Genomic DNA, 17,057 nt, shown 5'->3' on the forward strand with positions numbered 1-17,057 from the left:
CATGTTCACCGACTTCTTCATCCGCCGTCCCGTCTTCGCCAGCGTGGTGTCCATCATCATCACCCTGGTGGGGGCCATCTCCATCCCCATCCTGCCCGTCGAGCAATACCCTGACCTGTCGTTGCCCGTGGTGCAGGTGACGGCGACGTACATCGGCGCCTCCGCGGAAACAGTGGAGAGCGCCGTCACCACCGTGATGGAGCGGCAGCTCAACGGCGTGGAGGGCATGCGTTACATCTCCTCCACCAGCAGCAACACGGGCGTGAGCACCATCACCGTCACCTTCGACCCAGGACGGGACTTGGACATCGCCGCGGTGGACGTCCAGAACCGCGTGGCCACCGCGTCCGCGCAGCTCCCGGCCGCCGTCAACGCGCTGGGCGTCACCATCACCAAGGCCCAGACGCAGCTGCTCATGGCCTTCGGCCTGTTCGACGAGGAGAACCGTTACGAGACGGGCTTCCTCAGCAACTACGCGGACGTCTTCATCCGGGACGCGCTGTTGCGCGTGACGGGCGTGGGCGACGTGCGAATTTTCGGCGAGCGGCGCTTCGCCATGCGGCTGTGGCTGGACCCCTCGGAGCTGGCGCGGCGTGGGCTCGCCGCCACGGACGTGGTGAACGCCCTGCGCGCGCAGAACGTTCAAATCGGCGCGGGACAGGTGGGACAGCCGCCCGCGCCGCCGGGACAGACGTACCAGTTCACGGTGCGCGTGCTGGGGCAGCTCACGTCCGCGGAGGAGTTCGGCAACATCGTGGTGCAGCAGGGGCCGGACGGCTCGCTGGTGCGGCTGAAGGACGTGGGCCGCGCGGAGCTGGGCGCGGAGAACTACGGACAGCTCTTGCGCTTCAACGGCCGTGAGGCCGTGGGCCTGGGCATCTTCCAGCTCCCCGGCTCCAACGCGCTGGAGGTGCGCGACGGCATCGTCGCTGAGCTGGAGCGGCTGAAGGGCAACTTCCCGCCGGGCATGCGCTACCAGCGCGCCTTCGACACCACGGCGGCGGTGCAGGCCTCCATCGAGGAGGTGCTGGTGACGCTGGGTGAGGCCATCTTCCTGGTGGTGCTGGTCATCTTCATCTTCCTGCACGGCTGGCGCAGCGTGCTGGTGGTGGCCACCACGCTGCCCGTGTCGCTGGTGGGCACCTTCCTCTTCGTCAACGCGTTCGGCTTCTCCATCAACACGCTGACGCTCTTCGGCCTCACGCTGGCCACGGGCCTGGTGGTGGATGACGCCATCATCGTCATCGAGAACGTCGAGCGCACCATGGAGCAGGACAACGTGGGCCCTCGCGAGGCCACCCACCGGGGAATGAAGCAGGTCGCCGGCGCGCTGGTGGCCATTGCCCTGGTGCTGTCCGCGGTGTTCGTGCCGGTGTCCTTCTTCCCCGGCACCACCGGCATCATCTACCGGCAGTTCGCCCTCACCCTGGCCTTCTCCATCAGCCTGTCCGCGCTGGTGGCGCTCACCCTGTCCCCCGCGCTGTGCGCCATCCTGCTGCGGCCCCACGAAGGCCAGAAGTGGAAGGTCTTCCGCATGTTCGACCGGGGGCTCGACGCGTTCCGCGACGCCTACGGCCGGATGTTGGCGAAGCTCATCGGACCGCTGCGCTGGCCGGTGGTCATCGCCTTCGTCGTGTGTCTGGCCGGCACCATCCTGGTGTACCACCTCACGCCCACCGGCTTCATCCCGGGCGAGGACCAGGGCTACCTCATCATCGCCGTGCAGGGACCGGAGGGCACGTCGCTGGACTACACGCGCAATGTGCTGATCCAAGCGGAAGACGTGCTGCGCCAGCAGCCGGAGGTCGCGGACATCTTCACCGTGGGCGGCTTCTCGCTGCTGGGCACGGGCGTCAACTACGGCACCCTCTTCGTCAACCTGCACCTGTGGGACGAGCGCAAGCGGCCGGACCAGAGCGTGGCGGGACTGGTGGAGCGCCTGCGACGCCCGCTGATGGCCATTGGCGGCGCGCGCGTGTTGCCCTTCGAGCCCCCCGCCATCCGCGGCGTGGGCAGCGTGGGCGGCTTCGAGTTCGTGCTGGAGGACCAGCAAGGCGGCCGAACGCTCGCTCAGCTCGCGCAGACGACGGACATGCTGGTGGGCGCGGCCAGCCAGAACCCCGGCCTGCGCGGTGTCTTCTCCTCCTACACCGCCAACACGCCACTCCTGGACGTGCAGGTGGACCGGGAGAAGGCCCTGGCGATGGGCGTCCCGCTGGACGGCGTCTTCTCCACGCTGCAAGTCTACCTGGGCAGCCAGTACGTGAATGACTTCACCTTCGCCAGCCGCGTGTACCGGGTGTACGTGCAGGCCGCCGTCCCGTTCCGCAACGAGCCGCGCGACATCGACGCGCTCTACGTCCGCTCCGCGAAGGGAGAGATGGTGCCGCTGGAGTCGCTGGTGCAGGTGCGGCCCATCACCAGCGCGCAGAACATCCAGCACTACAACCTGTATCGCTCGGCGACCATCAACGGGCAGGCCGCGCCGGGCTCCAGCTCCGGGCAGGCCCTGGACACGATGGAGGCGGTGGCGCGCAAGACGTTGCCCGTGGGCTACACCTTCGAATGGACGGGCCTGTCCCAGGAGCAGAAGGAGGCGGGCCGCAGCGTGCTGCTCATCTTCGGGCTGGGCGTCGTCTTCGTCTTCCTGGTGCTGTCCGCGCAGTACGAGAGCTTCGCCCTGCCCCTGGTCATCCTCCTGGGCGTCCCCGTGGCCATGCTGGGCGCGCTGGGGCTGCAGAATTTGCGCGGCCTCCAGAACGACGTGTTCTGCCAGGTCGGGCTCGTCATGCTGGTAGGCTTGGCCAGCAAGAACGCCATCCTCATCGTCGAGTTCGCCGAGCAGCTCCGCCACGAAGGCCGAAGCGTCGTGGACGCCGCCATCCACTCCGCCCAGACGCGCCTGCGGCCCATCCTGATGACGTCCTTCGCGTTCCTCATGGGCGTGGTGCCGCTGATGCTGGCCTCGGGGGCGGGGGCCTCCGCGCGCAAGTCCCTGGGCACCACCGTGTTCGGCGGCATGCTGCTGTCCACCTTCGTGAACCTCATCTTCATCCCCGTGCTGTACGTGGTGCTGGAGGCCGCCAGGCTCCGCGTCCGCGGGCATGGCGATGTCAACACGCCGCCGCCCTCCGTCCGCCCTCCGGAGCCCCACGCACCCTGAGTGCTGACCAGCGGCCTGGGGGCCCACTGGATGCCCCGCCGGAGGGGCTTCGTTATCCTGCGGGGTGCCATGTCTCACTTCCCGTCACGCGATGACCGGCGGCGCCAGCGGCTGTATGCACTCAAACGTGCGCCCGGGCTCCGGCACCATGGCAACACCGCGCTGCTCCAACTGCTGGGCAAGGGCCAGGACGTGTCCTGGGCTCGCGGCGAGGTGCTGTGCCGGGAAGGCGAGCCCCCCGAGGGATTCTCCCTTCTCCTGGAGGGCGAGTTGGAGGTCATGCGCGGTGACGCGCTCCTGATGACGCTCCAGCCCGGCACGCCCCTGGGACTGGAGGCGCTGTCGAGCGGCAGCAACGCCTTCACCATCCGCGCGACGACGGACTCCGAGGGCCTCTTCTTTCCGAAGGACGCTGTCGCGAGCCTGCTGCACGCGCCCACCGGCGTGCAGGAGCGGCCCCGTCCGCCAGCGGAGGTCATCGCCTTCGAGAGCGACGTGCGCGGCGCGCCCCTGTCCTCCCTCATCGAGTTGGTGGCGAAGGTCATCCACCGTGACTTCGGAGACCGCGTGCTGCTGCTCCGGAGCGCACCGGGCGGGCATGACGCGCCCGTCACGAAGGGGGCGGATGGCGTCCTGCGCGCCACACTGCCTCCAGCGGAAGCTGGCGGTCCCGGACTGCTGACCCCATCGGTGCTCCAACGGCTCACGGCCGAGCACGGCCTCCACTACGCCCTGCTCGACGGCTGCGGCGTAGCGGACGCCGGGATGACAGGCAAGACGGCGCGGCTGGTGACGACGCTGGACGCGCGGCAGACGTCGGCCCCTCGCGTGCTTCCCACCGTGGTGGTGGAGCCCCGCCGTGCGTCACACGCGTCGGAGCTGAGTGGCCAGTCGCTGCATCCCCAGTGGCTGCCGCCCTGTCCCTTGCGGTTGAGCATGGACAGGATGGCGCGGGTGCTCGTGGATGACCGTCCGTTGGACGCCACGGTGCTGAGCCCCGGCGAGCGGGACGCGCTCTCCCGCTGGGCCCGTGCCCTCACCCACCGGCGCGTGGGCCTAGCGCTCAGCGGCGGCGGCGTGTGGGGCTTCTATCACGTCCACATCCTGCGCTGGCTGGTGAGCCAGGGCGTGCCCATCGACATCGTCAGCGGCGCCAGCATGGGCTCGCTGGTGGGCGCGTATTTCTGCGGCAGCGCGCTGGATGGGCACGACGGGATGGGAGGACTGCGACGGCTGGAGGAGCGAGCAATGAGCCGGCAGCTCACCCTGGCCGCCACGGCCGCCATCGTGACCACGTATTCGCTGGAGCGCTTCGTGGAGCAGGACCTGGGCCGGCTCTGCCTGGAGGAAATGGCCATCCGCTTCCTGCCCGTGACGACGGACCTGACCAGCGGAGACTGCGTGGCGCTGGAGCAGGGGCCGGTGGCCCTGGCGGTGCGCGCCAGTGGCTCGGCGCCGGGTATCTGGGGCCCCACGGTGGTGCCTCCCGCGCGGTACGTGGACGGCGCCTTCACCAGCATGGTGCCCGCACACGTGCTGTTGAACGCGGGCGCGGACGTCATCTTCTCCAGCAACATCTTCCCCTTCGGCGTCCGGCATGCGTCCCCGCGGCGGCAGTCCGGCCTGGGGCGATTCCTGGCGGGACTCAATCCGGTGGCCCGCGCGCTGGACCTGGCGGCCAGTGGCGTGCTGCTATTGCACCGCAGTGGTGACGTGGAGAGCCTGCTCGCGGACGTCCGCTACGACATCCAATCCGCGGAGGCGCCGCTGCTGACCGCCATGGAGTTCACCAAGGCCCGGGACATCCTCGGACGGGCGGCGGAGGATGCTTCGCTCGCGAAGCGGCTGGAGGAGATGAAGCAGCACTGGCTCCAGGTCAAAGCCCGGGGTGCCCGTGCCCACGCGCATCCAGGAGGACAGCAAGCCGCATGATTCCCGTTCGCATCATGGGCACCGCCAGTGTCCTTCCCGGCCCCGCCGTGACGACCGCGGAACTGTGCGCGCGCGTGGGACGTGACGCCGCGGAGGTGGAACGGAAGACGGGCATCCGCACCCGCCACTTCGCGCCACCGGGGACGAAGGCCGCGGACGTGGCGGCACAGGCGCTGCGCGGCGCGCTGGACGCGGCGGGACTGGAGGCCCGGGCCCTGCGCCGCATCCTCTGCGTCACCTCCATGGGCGGCGACGTCACCACGCCCGCCACCGCCAACCGCGTGGCAGCGGCGCTGGGCCTGTCGGGAAGCTGCGACGCGATGGACCTGAGCAACGCCTGCATGGGCTTCCTGAGCGCCTTCGACCTGGCGGCGCGCTCAGTGGCCACGGGGCTGGGGCCGGTGGGCATCGTGTCCGTGGAGCTGCTGTCGCGCACCACCACGCCCGAGGAGCCCCGCCCCTACCTGGTGCTGGGCGACGCCGCCGCCGCCGCCGTGATGGGCGCGGGCCGTTCGGGAGAAGGCGTCCTGGGCGTGGCCCTGGGCAATGACGGCACGCTGCCCACGGACGTGGTGCTGGAGAACCCGACGGCCACCGGCAAGCTGGAGCGGATGCGCTTCCTGACGCCCAGTCAGGAGATGACCCGCGTCGCGCTGGATGCGCTGGTACGGGCGGCGCGCGCGGCGTTGGACGAGGCGGGCGTGGCCCTTCGCGACGTCGAGTGGGTGCTCACGCACCAGCCGAATGGCAGCATGCTGGAGGCCATCCTCCAGGCGCTGGAGGTGTCACCGGAGCGGAGCGTACGCGTGGTGGACACGGTGGGCAGCGTGGGCTCGGCCTCGCTGGGCACCAGCCTGGACCGGCTGCTGCGCACGCGTCCGGTGAAGCCAGGGCACCGCATCCTCCTGGTGGGCGTGGGCGCGGGCGTGGCCCACGGCGCGGTGCTCTACCAGGTGGGCGGATGAAACAGGCGGGCGGTTGGCCCCTGACGGCATGGCTGACCACATTCCGGCTGCTGCGCCGGTATCACCGCTACGAGGTGGTGAACCTGGAGCCGCTGCTCCGTCCCGGCGCGAAGCTCATCGTCGGTTACCACGGGCGCCCCCTGGCCGTGGACCTGTGCATGCTGACGGTGACGCTCCACGAACGCCTGGGCTATCTGCCGCACGGCGTGGCGCACGGCGCGTTCGATTCGATTCCGGGCATGCGCACGGTGGCGGACGGGCTGGGCTTCGTCACAAGGGATGACCCGCGGCTGGCGGAGGCGGTGGCGCGCGGCGAGCACGTGTTGTTGCAGCCAGGAGGCACGCGCGAGGGCTGCCGTGACTTCCGCCACCGCTACCGCGTCGACTGGGGCGAGCGAATGGGCTACCTGCGCCTGGCGGTGCGCTACCGGCTGCCGATTGTCCCCGTGGGCGGCAGCGGCATGGACGACGCGTACGTGGGCCTCAACGACGGGTACGCGCTGGGCCGGCGGGTGGGCATGCCCGCGCGGCTGCCGCTGTGGCTGGGCGTGGGTGCCACGGGCCTGTGGCCCTTGTCGCTTCCCTTCCCCGTGAAGATGACGCAGTGGGTGGGCGAGCCGCTGACGCGCCACCTGGAGCCAGGCTTCGACGCGGGCAACCGGGACGCGATGCGCGCGGTGCATCAGGAAGTGGCGGACGCGGTGCAGGGGCTGCTCGACAAGGCTCGCGACGTGGACAAGGGCAGCACACGGAAGGCAGTGCAATGAAGGAAGGTGAGGGTTCCGAGGCGCGACAGTGGGCGCTCATCCTGGGAGCTTCGTCTGGCACGGGCGCGGCCATCGCGGAGGCAGTGACTCGGAAGCCCGGGTTGAATGTCTTCGGTGTCCACCGGGGCCGGTACGCGGACGGTGCCGTGCAGTTGGAGCAGCGGGTGCGGGACGCCGGTGGACTCAGTGTGATGTGGCAGGCGGACGCGTCGTCTCCAGAGGCCGCTGAGGCAGGCGTGGCGGCGCTGCGGGACGTCGCCGGGCCTCGGAGCGTGAAGCTCTTCGTGCATTCGATTGCGGGGGCGTCGGTGGGGCGATTCCTGTCCGAGGGCGAGGACCGACTGCACGCGCGGCGCATCCGCCGGACCTTCGACACGATGGCGCACTCGTTTGTCTTCTGGGTGCAGGCCCTGGTGAATGAAGACATGTTGGCGCCGGAGGCCCGGCTTCTCGGTCTGCAGAACCCGCTGGATGAAACGCACCTGGGGAACACAGGGCTCATCAGCGCGTCGAAGGCGGCGCTGGAGATGTACGTGCGCTACCTGGCCATGGAGCTGGGACCGCGAGGACACCGCGTGAACCTGCTGAAGTTCGGCACGGTGATGACGCCCGCGCTGAAGCACGTGTACTCGCCCGGGGCCCTGGCGCGCCTGGAGGCGGCCCACGCGAGGATGAATCCCGCGGGACGCATGGGCACCGTGGAGGATGTGGCCCGCTTCGTCACGGTGCTCACCGGTGAGGAGGCAGGCTGGTTCAACGGAGCCACCATCGACTTCACTGGCGGGATGACGCTGCGGCTGTTGGACCTGGTGCTGAATCCGTGAGGTCAGCCCTGTCCGATGGCCGAGAGACAGGAATCGGCATCTCCCTCAAGACAGACATGTGCGTCGGCCGTCAGGCCCGTGCGTCTTGCTCCGGCATCCGGAACGACAGACAGTAATAAAACGGCGCCACCTGCTCCTCGGTGACGTCGAACGCCCCCGAAGGCAGCAGCTCCCGGGGGCAGTGTGGATCCCACGAGTAGAACGTCATCGCGCGGAACGCGGCGCGCTGGAACAGCGAGGGCCGGAAGGCCGGGTCCATTTGCTCGTCCACGACCACCAGCGGCGTGCCCGGCTTCGCCACGCGCGCCATCTCCGCCAGGGCCCGCTCGGGTGCCCGGTAGCCGCCAATGCCTCCCACGTGAAACACCCGGTCGAACGACGCATCCGGGAACGGCAGCGCGTGCGCATCCGCCATCATCAGCCGCACGCCCGCATAACCACCAGACCGCAACCGCCGCTTGCAGTGCTTGAGCATGCCCTCGCTCAGGTCCACGCCCCACACGTCCACGTCGAGCCCCGGCGGCAAGCCGTCGCGCAGGAGCGGCAGGTTCGCCCCCGAGCCCACGCCCACCTCCAGCACCCGCACCGGGCTCCCGTCCTCGTGCGGCGTCAGCGAGCCGAGCTCCACACGGCGCATGTACCCCGCGCGCATCCGCGCTTCCGAGACAGATTGAAACAGCGGTGTCAGCAGCTTCGTCAGCGGGTCATGCAACACCGGCAGCCCGTCGTAGATGATGCGCATCAGCCGGTCCGTACCGCGCACCGCGTCCTCGCGATACAGCCGCGCCATGCCGCGCGCCACGCTCCACGCCTCGCCGCAGCCACCGCAACGCAGCCACCCATCGCGGATGCATCCGTCCGCCTCGAGCCCGTGGAACACCAGCGCCCCACCACATGCGGGACACGCCAGCAACGCCACGTCCCGGACGCGCACACCGTTCATGAACGCGCGAGCGCCTCCGCGCGGGCCTGCTCATCCCGCATGCCCAGCCGGGTGAACAACTCCACCGCGCGCTGCTGATGGACACACCGTGCCGGGTCCTCCAATGGCAGGTGCCTGGCCAGCGCCACTCGCGCGTGGGCCTCCTCGAAGGACTGCCCCTTCCTCGATGCGACAGCGATACACCGGCGCCACGCCTCGAAGGCCCGCGTGGCGTCGTTGTCCAGCCAGGCCTCCCGCCCACGCCACAAGCGCGCCGCGGCCTCACCGAAGGGGAACACCTTGGCGAAGACCTCCGCCTCCCGGCGCGCAGCCTTGGCGCTCGCCACCAGCGAGGCATCCGTGCCCCGCTCCCACAGCGTCAAGAGCACCTCCGCCACCGTCATCACGCCGAAGTAGACGAAGTGCGCCACTGGCTTTCCGGACGACATCCTCGCCAGCGCCTGGTCCGCCGCGGCCCGGGCCCCTTCCGCGTCACCTTCACGCAGCCGCAACAGCGCCAGCGCCCCCTCCACGATGATGCGGTCCGTCTGCCCACCCTGGGCTTCCGTCCATGCCAGCGTCTGGGCCAGCGCGGCGCGAGCCTTCGCGTAGTCGCCCAGCCGCAAATGGATGTGCGCCTGGTAGTGCAGAGCCCAGTGTTCCGTCTGGAGCGCTCCGCGCCGCCGCGCCGAGTGCTCCAGCCACGCCATCAGCGGCAGCCCCCGCGCGAACTTCCCCTGGTAACACGACACCACCGTCAGCAGCGCGCGGCACTCCTCCGCCAACCGCACGTCGCCCACCGAGTCGACGATACCCATGGCCCGCTCCAGCCACGCCTCGGCCTCCGCCCACCGCGCCACGTACGCGCCATACACGGCGTTGCGGCACAGCACGAAGGCCAGGTCCGCGGGGTTGCCCACGCGCTCGGCCACCTCCAATGCGCGGCGGGCCCACGTCTCCGCCACCGACCGGATGGGCAACGTGCCCGCCACCACCGCCATGCTCGTGTAGCCCCGCGCCAGCTCCGACGACGCACCCGCCGGCTCGCACAGGTTCAACGCGCGCAGGCCGGACCAGAGGACGGGCAGCGCCTGGTGCGCATAGATGAACGCATCGAGCAGCCGCATCAACAGCCGCCCCGCCACGCGCCGCACCCGCCGCTGCTCCTCCGTCTCCTCGTCGTAGTCCTCCGGCCGGGAGCTCTGCGCCAGCCGCAGCAGGCCCTGCCCCAGCGTCCCCAGCGCCCAGCCCATGCGGCTGGACGGCACGGGCCAGCCGAAGTGCCGCAGCGCACGCTCCGCATGCTCACGGAAGGACTGGAGCTCCCCCAACTGGAAGCGCGTCTCCGCCAGGAGTGCCTCCAGGTGCCCCAACGTCATGGCGTCGCCACCCACTTCGGTCACCCGTGTCAGCGCCCGGGTGAGGAAAGGCAGTGCTTCGCGGCAGGCTCCCACGCGAAGGGCTTCCTCGCCCGCGCGCAGCGCATAGCGAGCCTCACGCAGCGCGTCCCCGGCCATGCCCCAGTGGTAGGTGAGCGCCGCTGTCCACTCCGCCCGCTGCCCATGCGCCGCCTCCATCGCCAGCGCGGCGCGCCGGTGCAACGCGGGCCGCGCGTCCACGGGCAAATCATCCAGCACCCCTTCGCGCAGCTTGTCGTGTGCGAAGCGCCAGCGCCCATCCGCCACGTCCAGCACCGCCGCCGCCGCGCAGTCCGTCAGCCAGTGCTCCACGTCCACATCCGGCGCGGCCTGCTGGAGCAGCGGCACGTCCACCTGCCGCCCGACGATGGCGGCCACCTGCAACAATTCCCGCGAAGGAACCGGCACCTTCTCCAGCCGCCGCTGCACCAGCCTGCGCACGCCGCCAGCGAAGACTCGCTCCGGCAGTGCCATGTCGCCAAGCCGGTCCAGCCCTCCCGCCTCCTCCGCCAGCGCCCGCACCACCTCCACGAGGAAGAAGGGATTGCCCTCCGTCTCGCGCAGCAACAGGTCCACCAGGTGGGGCCGGGCTCCGGGTGCCCCCATCATGGACTCACTGAGGATGGAGACCTCCCGAGCGTCCAGCCGAGGCAGCCGCAGCAGCGGAAGGCCCGGCAGTGCCGAGGGAAGCGAAGGCGCCTCATCGTCACGAAAGCTGCCGATGAGCAACAGGCGCAGCGCCAACGCCCGCGTGGCGAGCCGTGAGAGCAGATGCAGCGACTCATCGCCCGCCCAGTGCAGGTCCTCCAGCACCACCACCACGGGCTGGGTCAGCCGCGCGAACACGTCCTCCACCACCTGGAGCAGCCGCGCCTGCACCATGTCCGCGCCCACGTCGGCGGGGTCCGCGACGGGGTGCCCCAACAGCGCCTCGATGTCCGGCACCAGCGGCTTGAGGATGCTGGCCTCGCGCTCGCTCAGCGTGGTGAGGATGGCCAGCCAGCGCAGCACCGGACGCCATTCCTGGTACGGGCTACCACCCGCCGCCACGCCCTGGCCTCGCAGCACCACCGCGCCCTTCACCAGCGCCAGCGCGCGCAGCTCCTCCAGGAGCCGCGACTTGCCCACGCCGCTCTCCCCACCCACCAGCCACGCGCCGCCGCGGCCCACCATCGCTGACTCGAGCACGGTGGACAGCCGCGCCTGCTCCGCCACCCGGCCCACGTAGCGCGCGGCCTGGAGGAAGCTCTCGCGTGTGGCGGCGGACTCGGGCGGTACCGGCTCACCGGTGGCAGCGCAGAGCTCGGCAATCACCGCGTCCGCGCTGCGGGGCCGCAGCTTCGGGTCCGGCGACACCAGCCGCTCCAGCACGGCCTTCAGCGCGGGCGGGAAGTCCGGCGGCGAGGGCACCTGTCCGGCATGCGGCAGCCGGCCGAACATCATCTGGCTGGCCATGGCGCCCACGCTGAAGAGGTCCGTCACCTCCGAGGGCGGCTGGTCCTCGAACAGCTCCGGCGCGAGGTAGCCCGGCGTGCCGGCCGGCTGCGCGCGGTGGACGTGCTCGCGCCCCACCGCCAGGCCGAAGTCCAGCACCTTCACCTGCCCGTGGGCCACCAGCACATTGGCGGGCTTGAGGTCGCGGTGGATGATGCCGCGCCGGTGCAGGTACGCCAGCGCCATCAGCGTCTGCACCAGCAGCCCCACCTGCACACGCAATGGCTGCCCCGTGCCCGCCTGCACCAGGTGCCGAGCGTCCTCCAGCAGGTCCATGGCCAGATAGGGCCGGTGCTCGGCGTCGAAGCCGTAGTCCAGCACGCTGATGACATGCGGATGGCGCAGCGAGGCGAGCGTCTGGAATTCGTGCGCCAGCGACAGCGCCAGCTCATGCCGGGCGATGGAAGACGGCGTGTACTCGCCCTCGGGCAGCCGAGGCAGCCGCGCCAGGTCCTCCAGCGTCTGGTGCAGCCGCTTCACCGCGACGGGGCCCGCCAGCAGGTCCTGCGCGCGCCACACCGTGCCCGCACCGCCCCGGCCCAGGAAGCCGAGGATGCGGTAGCGCCCGCCCACGACCTCGCCTTCCGCGTGGCGACGCGTCGCATCCTCCGGCCGGTGCCGGGTTTCGTAAGGAAGTTGCCGCATCAGAGGGGGGCCGCCCGCCCCCCCGATGATAACGGGAACCCCTGGCGGCGGTAGGACTGATTCCAGACGCACCGTAATCCCCGGCTCACCGGGCAAATAAGGCGAGCCCGGGCGGCAGGTCAGCCACTACCCAGGTGCGGGCTCAGCCCCCGCCGAAGACACTGGCCAGGCTGCGGCCCCCTTGCACGGCGCCGTAGATGATGACGATGAAGTAGGTGAGCGACCCCACCGTCATCCCATGCCCCATGAGGATGAAGTAGCCGTCGCGCTGCAGGATGCCGATGGCGAAGAAGAGCGCGGCCAGTGCGGGCAACGTGTTGCTGAAGGGAATCAGGCCGAACGGCATCATCAGCAGCACGCCCGCGAAGAAGAGCATGAAGCCGTTGAAGCGGTTGGTGCTGGAACCGTGCGTGAGCGCCAGCAGCCGCGGCTTGCTCATCTTGTCCACGTACTTGGTGAAGACCTCCGCGCCCTTGTCCAACGCCGGGGCCAGGTTGGTGCGCAGCAGCGGCTTGTCCAGCAGCTTCCGGGGCAGCCAGGGCGTCCGGTTGAACGTCACGCCCACGCCGATGAGGACGATGAGCAGGCCGAACACCGTGGACACGCCCGGAATCGACACGGGCAGGAGGAAGGGGAAGGTCAGGATGCAGCAGAAGAGCAGCAGGCCTTGCTCACCACACGCCTGCATCAGCTCCCGCACCGTCAGGGATTCGGGCAGCCGCGCGGACAGCGCGCGGAGGGTGGCGGAGAGCTGGGCCTGGGTGTCCGAAAAACCCGTGGACGAAGAGGGGGTAGGCGAAGGCGTCGACATTTCAAGCCGTCACTACCACGCCCTCCCCGTCAATGCTCAGCTCCAAGCGATGTCGTACACCGCCTCTTCGCCCTCCCTCCGGACAATCTGGACCGAGGGGTGTTTCGCCCCGCTGGCCTCCAGCCCCGCCAGGAAGAGCCCCACGTAGAAACCCGCCACCACCACGGGCCGGCAGGTCAGCGCATACCGGGTGGGCCCCAACTGCTCCATGTGCGTCTCCAGATAGTTGGTGCCCGTGCGCAGGTTGCGCGTCATCCGCGCCAGCATGCGCTGCGGCCCCAGGAGCCGCACGGTGCCCAGCAGCGCGCTGCCGATGAGCGTGGAGCTGAAGCCCTCCACGAAGCGCCGCCCCACCACCGCGGCGGCCTCGTCCAGCGGCGCCTCCGGTGCCAGCGTGGCCGCCGCGACCTTCAGCGCGGCCACCCAGACTTTCAAGGGATAGGCCAGGGCCAGCGAGCCTCGCGCATCGAGGCCCACCTCGCGCAGCCGGCCCACACACGCGTCATCCAGGTCATCGCCCAGGGCGCGAAGCAGTCCCTGGAAGCTCTGCTGGAATACAAGGGGTTCGGGATTTTCCAAGGCGCGGCAATGTATCGCCTGGAGCACAGGGCCTCAACCCATCGGGTGACTGTCTATCGATGGCTATTCAACACCCGGCATGGGGGCGCGGCGTGTGCCTCATTCGACACGGAGCGCCACGCCGCGCTGGGCTCGCGCGACGCAGTGTGATGAAGAGCCGACGGTCCGCGTCATCGCTCGGGCCCGCACGACGCGCTGCCCCTCTCCACCGGAGTCCGCCCTCATGAACACGCCCTCTCGTCACCTCTTCGTCGCTGGCGCCACGGGTGCCACGGGCCGCACGCTGATGCGACAGGCGCTGTCGCGCGGTGCGCCGCCAGTCCTCGCACACGTGCGGCCGAAGAGCGCGGACAGCGACCTGGTCCGCCCCTGGCCCCACAAGGCCATGGTGGAACTGTCTGACGGTGAGACGCTGGTGGAGATGATGCGCGGCTGCACCACGGTGCTCCAGTTGATTGGCACCATGCGCAAGCGCTTCGGGTCGGGCGACACGTATGAGACGAGCGACATCGGCACCACGCGGCAGTTGGTGGAGGCCGCCAGGCGCGCGGGTGTGGACCACCTGGTGTTGCTCAGCTCCGTGGGCGCGGGCCGGCCGGTGGGCGCGTACCTCAAGGCCAAGGCGGAGGCGGAGCGACTGGTGCGCGACAGCGGCATCCCCTGGACCGTGGTGCGCCCGCCCGCCTTCGAGGGCGAGTACCACCACATCAACCCCGTGCTGCGCGCCCTCACCCGCCTGCCGCCACTGCGGAACATGCGGCCCATCCACCTGGACCAGCTCGCCGCCGTGCTGCTGCGTGTCTCCGAGCGACGCGCGCCGCTGAACCAGGTGTTGGAAGGCGACACGCTCTGGGCCGAGGTCGCCGCCGCGGGCGCCTGAGCCATCTTCTAAGCCAGAGAGCTTGAATCCGTTCAGGGGGTACCCGAAGCGCCAGGTGCCCCAGCCGTCCTGAGCGACGCAGCCTCCGCAGGAGGCGGACAGTTCTTGGAGACCTGGAGCAGTTCGACCGGGACCGGGTGATGGCGAAGTTCGGCAACCACAGCACGCGGGTGCTGATGGCCACGGACGTGGCGGGCCGGGACATCGACGTGGAGGCGCTGGACTCGGTGGTGAACTACGAGTTGCCCCAACACCCCGAGGCGTACGTTCATCGCATCGGCCGGACGAGGCGCGTGGGCTGGCCGCGTCGGACGTGGGCAAGATCGATATCCACGACCGCCACGCCTTCGTCGCGGTCTCCAAGCGCGTCGCGAAGATGGCCCTTCCGCGATTGAGCGAGGGGCGCATCAAGGGGCGCAAGCACCGCATCGAGCGCGTGCGGTAGTCGCCTCTCCCTGTCACATTCTCAAAGTGTGAAATCTTCCAAGTGGTGTGTTTCGCGTGAATTAACTCGCCGTATGCGCGGTCCCACGGGGGCCGACGGCGCTCGCGGGTGCTCGTCGGAATTTTCGCGCTGTTGGGGCCGCGAGTTCAGGGCCGCAGCTCGCGAGAGCAAACCCTCGCATCAAAGGATTCATCCTGTGAATACGTCGTTCATGCGTTGGCCGTGCGCGCTTGCTGGACTCTCCCTCGGGGCCCTTCTCGTTGCTTGTGGAGGTGACTCGGAGCCGTCCAATCCGAACGGAGATGGAGATGGAGATGGAAATGGAGAGGAGGTGCCTGTCACGGAAACGACGGTGAACGGCAGGCCCGCGAGCGAGTACTACGCACAGTTCGCCTATGAGAAATACGCTGGCGCCCCGGGTGGCGCGGTTGCGTTCCCCGCCCAGCGGGATGGCATCAACCTGTTCGCCGCGACCGCCTTTCTGAAGCAGGACAAGAGCTTCATCCTCTACTACGCCGAGGGCGCGGGGACCGTGCGTTCAAATGGCTACACCGCCGAGATTCCTCTCTCCCGCATGTTCAAACGCACCGGCACCTGGAGGGTCAGTGGCAGCTCGTTGAAGCTCGGCGACCTGATGACCTGCCAAGGCCTCAAGGTGGACGGAAACGACGCGCTTCTCTGCACGCTGGACCGGACCATCGGCTATGCGGACGCGGTGGGGAAGACCGCGACGTTCACGCGCTCGACCAACTCGTCGCCGAATGACAGGCAGTGGGCCGACTACCAGTGAAACCTGGGCTCCCTGCGAGGTCATGTAAGGAACTCCATTTCAACTAAGTGTATGGAGGAAACCAACTTCTCCGCTCATCCCATCACGCTGGACGGAGTTCGTTGGCCTACCACCGAGCACTCCTTCCAGGGCTGAAAGCAATGGGGTCGGAGACCGCTGAACGCTCAGCGGCTTCCGGCCCCGTTCTCGTGTCACGTCCGGCCTCAAGGCCGTGGCGGGGGCGCTCAGCGCGCCTCGCCGGACTTGCGCGCTTCCTCCTGCTCGTCCCAGATGCGCACGTTCTTCGTTTCCTTGAGGTACAGGCTGCCGACGACGAAGGTCGTGAGGTCGACGGCGATCGGGTAGATGAGCCCCGCGTAGATGTTGCCCGTGGCCACCGTCACCGCCGAGGCAATCCGCGGCAGAAGGCCTCCGAAGACGCCGTTGCCCTGCGCACACGCACTTCACGGTTTCCGGCGTTCCAGAGAGAACTGAAGGAAGCACTCGGCGGAGCTCTGCGTTAGGACCCGCGGCTCCTTGCCCGTCGTCCGCGGCGAGATAGCGCCCAGGAAGAGGGCCCGCACATCCTCGTGCCTCCTCTCCTGGGGAACCCCCTCGCCGGAGGCCGGGGCCAGCATGAACCTCAGTCGACATCCATCCACGAGTCTTCACCCGGCCGCGTCCGGTCCAGCGTTCGTGTGAGTGACGGGATGTGGAGATAATCCTCCTCGGTCTCCAGCCCGTTGCGCTCGGCCAGCCGCGCCAGCACCAGACCTTCGAGGGAGAAGTTCCACTCGGTGGCGAGAAACTCCTCGGGGAAGGGGGTGGTCTCCGCCTGCGCCTCCAGCCTGTCCTTCCTGTCCGAAAGGAACAACGCGAGCGCCTGATTGAAGGCGTCCGAGTCTGCTTGAAGCAGTGCCCGGCACACGTCGAGCCGGAGGTCCTCGGAGCCTCTCAGCGCGCGCTCATAGCGGGCAAGGAGGTCCTCACAGGCGGCCACCGGGGCCCCCAGCACGCCATGCTGGATGAGGAACTCGATGAAGAGGAAGTCCTCCTCGTACTCCTCGCCCTGGGCCCAGGCCCGCCGCGCGTGCCGCGCAATCAGCGCCGCGCCGTCGAAGTCCCCTACGCCGACCGCGTCGAAGAAGGGCCGCGAGAGGCTCAGTCGCACGTCGGCGTTCCCCGCGTTGCGCAGGTAGTGGGCGAAGGCCCGGCCGCTCCGATGGAGGTGATGGAGAAAGGGCTCCGAGGTGCCCGTCAGGAAGAGCGAGCCAATGCCCGCGACACGGAAGTTGTCACAGAACGTCAGGATGTGCCGCGAGCGTCCCGCCCCACGGACGAGCACCCGTCGCAGGGCCCGGTTCTGGTGCAGGGCGTTTTCGATGACGGCGGGCAGGAAGCGGGAGGCCATGGGCGCACCTGGAAGCGGGAATGAGGGCGGGT

At 69.5% G+C, this 17,057-nt stretch carries 14 protein-coding genes and 1 pseudogene; 9 read left to right on the top strand and 6 right to left on the bottom strand.

Going from position 1 to position 17,057, the window contains the following annotated elements; genetic code table 11:
* Window position 1 precedes the first annotated feature (1 nt).
* The 5 genes from F8M74_RS01055 to F8M74_RS01075 all read left to right on the top strand — a co-directional run bounded on the left by F8M74_RS01055 (window position 2) and on the right by F8M74_RS01075 (window position 7,651).
* Window positions 2-3,163 carry an efflux RND transporter permease subunit gene (locus F8M74_RS01055; RefSeq protein WP_141254889.1) on the top strand — a complete coding sequence of 1,054 codons (3,162 nt, stop codon included), beginning with the start codon at window positions 2-4 and terminating at the stop codon, window positions 3,161-3,163.
* A 69-nt stretch (window positions 3,164-3,232) separates the two neighbouring features.
* On the top strand, window positions 3,233-5,095 hold the full coding sequence (locus tag F8M74_RS01060; protein ID WP_228559598.1) for a patatin-like phospholipase family protein: 1,863 nt from the start codon (window positions 3,233-3,235) through the stop codon (window positions 5,093-5,095).
* Window positions 5,092-6,060, top strand: a complete 969-nt coding sequence (locus F8M74_RS01065) for a 3-oxoacyl-ACP synthase III family protein (protein WP_141254891.1) — start codon at window positions 5,092-5,094, stop codon at window positions 6,058-6,060. Before F8M74_RS01060 ends, F8M74_RS01065 begins: the two co-directional genes overlap by 4 nt.
* Window positions 6,057-6,827 (top strand): lysophospholipid acyltransferase family protein, encoded by a 771-nt coding sequence (locus F8M74_RS01070; RefSeq protein ID WP_141254892.1) that lies wholly within the window; start codon window positions 6,057-6,059, stop codon window positions 6,825-6,827. The genes F8M74_RS01065 and F8M74_RS01070 overlap by 4 nt, the downstream gene beginning before the upstream one ends.
* Window positions 6,824-7,651, top strand: coding sequence for an SDR family oxidoreductase (locus tag F8M74_RS01075; RefSeq protein ID WP_141254893.1), 828 nt, complete (start codon window positions 6,824-6,826; stop codon window positions 7,649-7,651). Before F8M74_RS01070 ends, F8M74_RS01075 begins: the two co-directional genes overlap by 4 nt.
* Window positions 7,652-7,721: 70 nt before the next feature.
* Here F8M74_RS01075 and F8M74_RS01080 read toward each other — a convergent pair whose 3' ends face one another.
* From F8M74_RS01080 to F8M74_RS01095, 4 genes are all read right to left on the bottom strand, one after another.
* Entirely contained in the window at window positions 7,722-8,594 is an 873-nt protein-coding gene (locus F8M74_RS01080; protein ID WP_141254894.1) for a methyltransferase domain-containing protein, read from the bottom strand.
* Window positions 8,591-12,130 carry a serine/threonine-protein kinase gene (locus tag F8M74_RS38510; RefSeq protein WP_301340579.1) on the bottom strand — a complete coding sequence of 1,180 codons (3,540 nt, stop codon included), beginning with the start codon at window positions 12,128-12,130 and terminating at the stop codon, window positions 8,591-8,593. Before F8M74_RS38510 ends, F8M74_RS01080 begins: the two co-directional genes overlap by 4 nt.
* A 142-nt stretch (window positions 12,131-12,272) precedes the next feature.
* On the bottom strand, window positions 12,273-12,941 hold the full coding sequence (locus F8M74_RS01090) for an exopolysaccharide biosynthesis protein (protein ID WP_141254895.1): 669 nt from the start codon (window positions 12,939-12,941) through the stop codon (window positions 12,273-12,275).
* A gap of 36 nt (window positions 12,942-12,977) precedes the next feature.
* Window positions 12,978-13,520 (bottom strand): DUF2378 family protein, encoded by a 543-nt coding sequence (locus F8M74_RS01095; RefSeq protein ID WP_141254896.1) that lies wholly within the window; start codon window positions 13,518-13,520, stop codon window positions 12,978-12,980.
* 223 nt (window positions 13,521-13,743) lie between these two features.
* Between F8M74_RS01095 and F8M74_RS01100 the strand changes: the two genes are divergently transcribed.
* The 4 genes and pseudogenes from F8M74_RS01100 to F8M74_RS01110 all read left to right on the top strand — a co-directional run bounded on the left by F8M74_RS01100 (window position 13,744) and on the right by F8M74_RS01110 (window position 15,635).
* Entirely contained in the window at window positions 13,744-14,400 is a 657-nt protein-coding gene (locus F8M74_RS01100) for an SDR family oxidoreductase (protein ID WP_141254897.1), read from the top strand.
* Window positions 14,401-14,540: 140 nt separating this feature from the next.
* A pseudogene (locus F8M74_RS38515) lies at window positions 14,541-14,639 on the top strand (hypothetical protein); the annotation flags it as partial.
* A 74-nt stretch (window positions 14,640-14,713) separates the two neighbouring features.
* A complete protein-coding gene (locus F8M74_RS37665) occupies window positions 14,714-14,845 on the top strand; it encodes a DbpA RNA binding domain-containing protein (protein ID WP_228559600.1) in 132 nt (43 codons plus the stop codon).
* Between the two features lie 331 nt (window positions 14,846-15,176).
* Window positions 15,177-15,635 (top strand): hypothetical protein, encoded by a 459-nt coding sequence (locus F8M74_RS01110; protein WP_228559602.1) that lies wholly within the window; start codon window positions 15,177-15,179, stop codon window positions 15,633-15,635.
* A gap of 224 nt (window positions 15,636-15,859) precedes the next feature.
* Here the strand turns inward: F8M74_RS01110 and F8M74_RS01115 are convergent, their stop codons facing one another.
* Both F8M74_RS01115 and F8M74_RS01120 read right to left on the bottom strand, forming a co-directional pair.
* Window positions 15,860-16,018, bottom strand: coding sequence for a hypothetical protein (locus F8M74_RS01115; protein WP_228559604.1), 159 nt, complete (start codon window positions 16,016-16,018; stop codon window positions 15,860-15,862).
* A gap of 239 nt (window positions 16,019-16,257) precedes the next feature.
* A complete protein-coding gene (locus F8M74_RS01120; RefSeq protein WP_141254898.1) occupies window positions 16,258-17,025 on the bottom strand; it encodes an Imm49 family immunity protein in 768 nt (255 codons plus the stop codon).
* Window positions 17,026-17,057 lie beyond the last annotated feature (32 nt).

This window comes from Myxococcus sp. CA023 (assembly GCF_010998615.1).
GTDB lineage: Bacteria > Myxococcota > Myxococcia > Myxococcales > Myxococcaceae > Myxococcus.

Excerpts from the sequence above, each read along its gene's own strand:
- F8M74_RS01055 (WP_141254889.1), top strand. The coding sequence starts at position 2 with ATGTTCACCGACTTCTTCATCCGCCGTCCCGTCTTCGCCAGCGTGGTG.
- F8M74_RS01060 (WP_228559598.1), top strand. The coding sequence starts at position 3,233 with ATGTCTCACTTCCCGTCACGCGATGACCGGCGGCGCCAGCGGCTGTAT.
- F8M74_RS01065 (WP_141254891.1), top strand. The coding sequence starts at position 5,092 with ATGATTCCCGTTCGCATCATGGGCACCGCCAGTGTCCTTCCCGGCCCC.
- F8M74_RS01070 (WP_141254892.1), top strand. The coding sequence starts at position 6,057 with ATGAAACAGGCGGGCGGTTGGCCCCTGACGGCATGGCTGACCACATTC.
- F8M74_RS01075 (WP_141254893.1), top strand. The coding sequence starts at position 6,824 with ATGAAGGAAGGTGAGGGTTCCGAGGCGCGACAGTGGGCGCTCATCCTG.
- F8M74_RS01080 (WP_141254894.1), bottom strand. The coding sequence starts at position 8,594 with ATGAACGGTGTGCGCGTCCGGGACGTGGCGTTGCTGGCGTGTCCCGCA.
- F8M74_RS38510 (WP_301340579.1), bottom strand. The coding sequence starts at position 12,130 with ATGCGGCAACTTCCTTACGAAACCCGGCACCGGCCGGAGGATGCGACG.
- F8M74_RS01090 (WP_141254895.1), bottom strand. The coding sequence starts at position 12,941 with ATGTCGACGCCTTCGCCTACCCCCTCTTCGTCCACGGGTTTTTCGGAC.
- F8M74_RS01100 (WP_141254897.1), top strand. The coding sequence starts at position 13,744 with ATGAACACGCCCTCTCGTCACCTCTTCGTCGCTGGCGCCACGGGTGCC.
- F8M74_RS01120 (WP_141254898.1), bottom strand. The coding sequence starts at position 17,025 with ATGGCCTCCCGCTTCCTGCCCGCCGTCATCGAAAACGCCCTGCACCAG.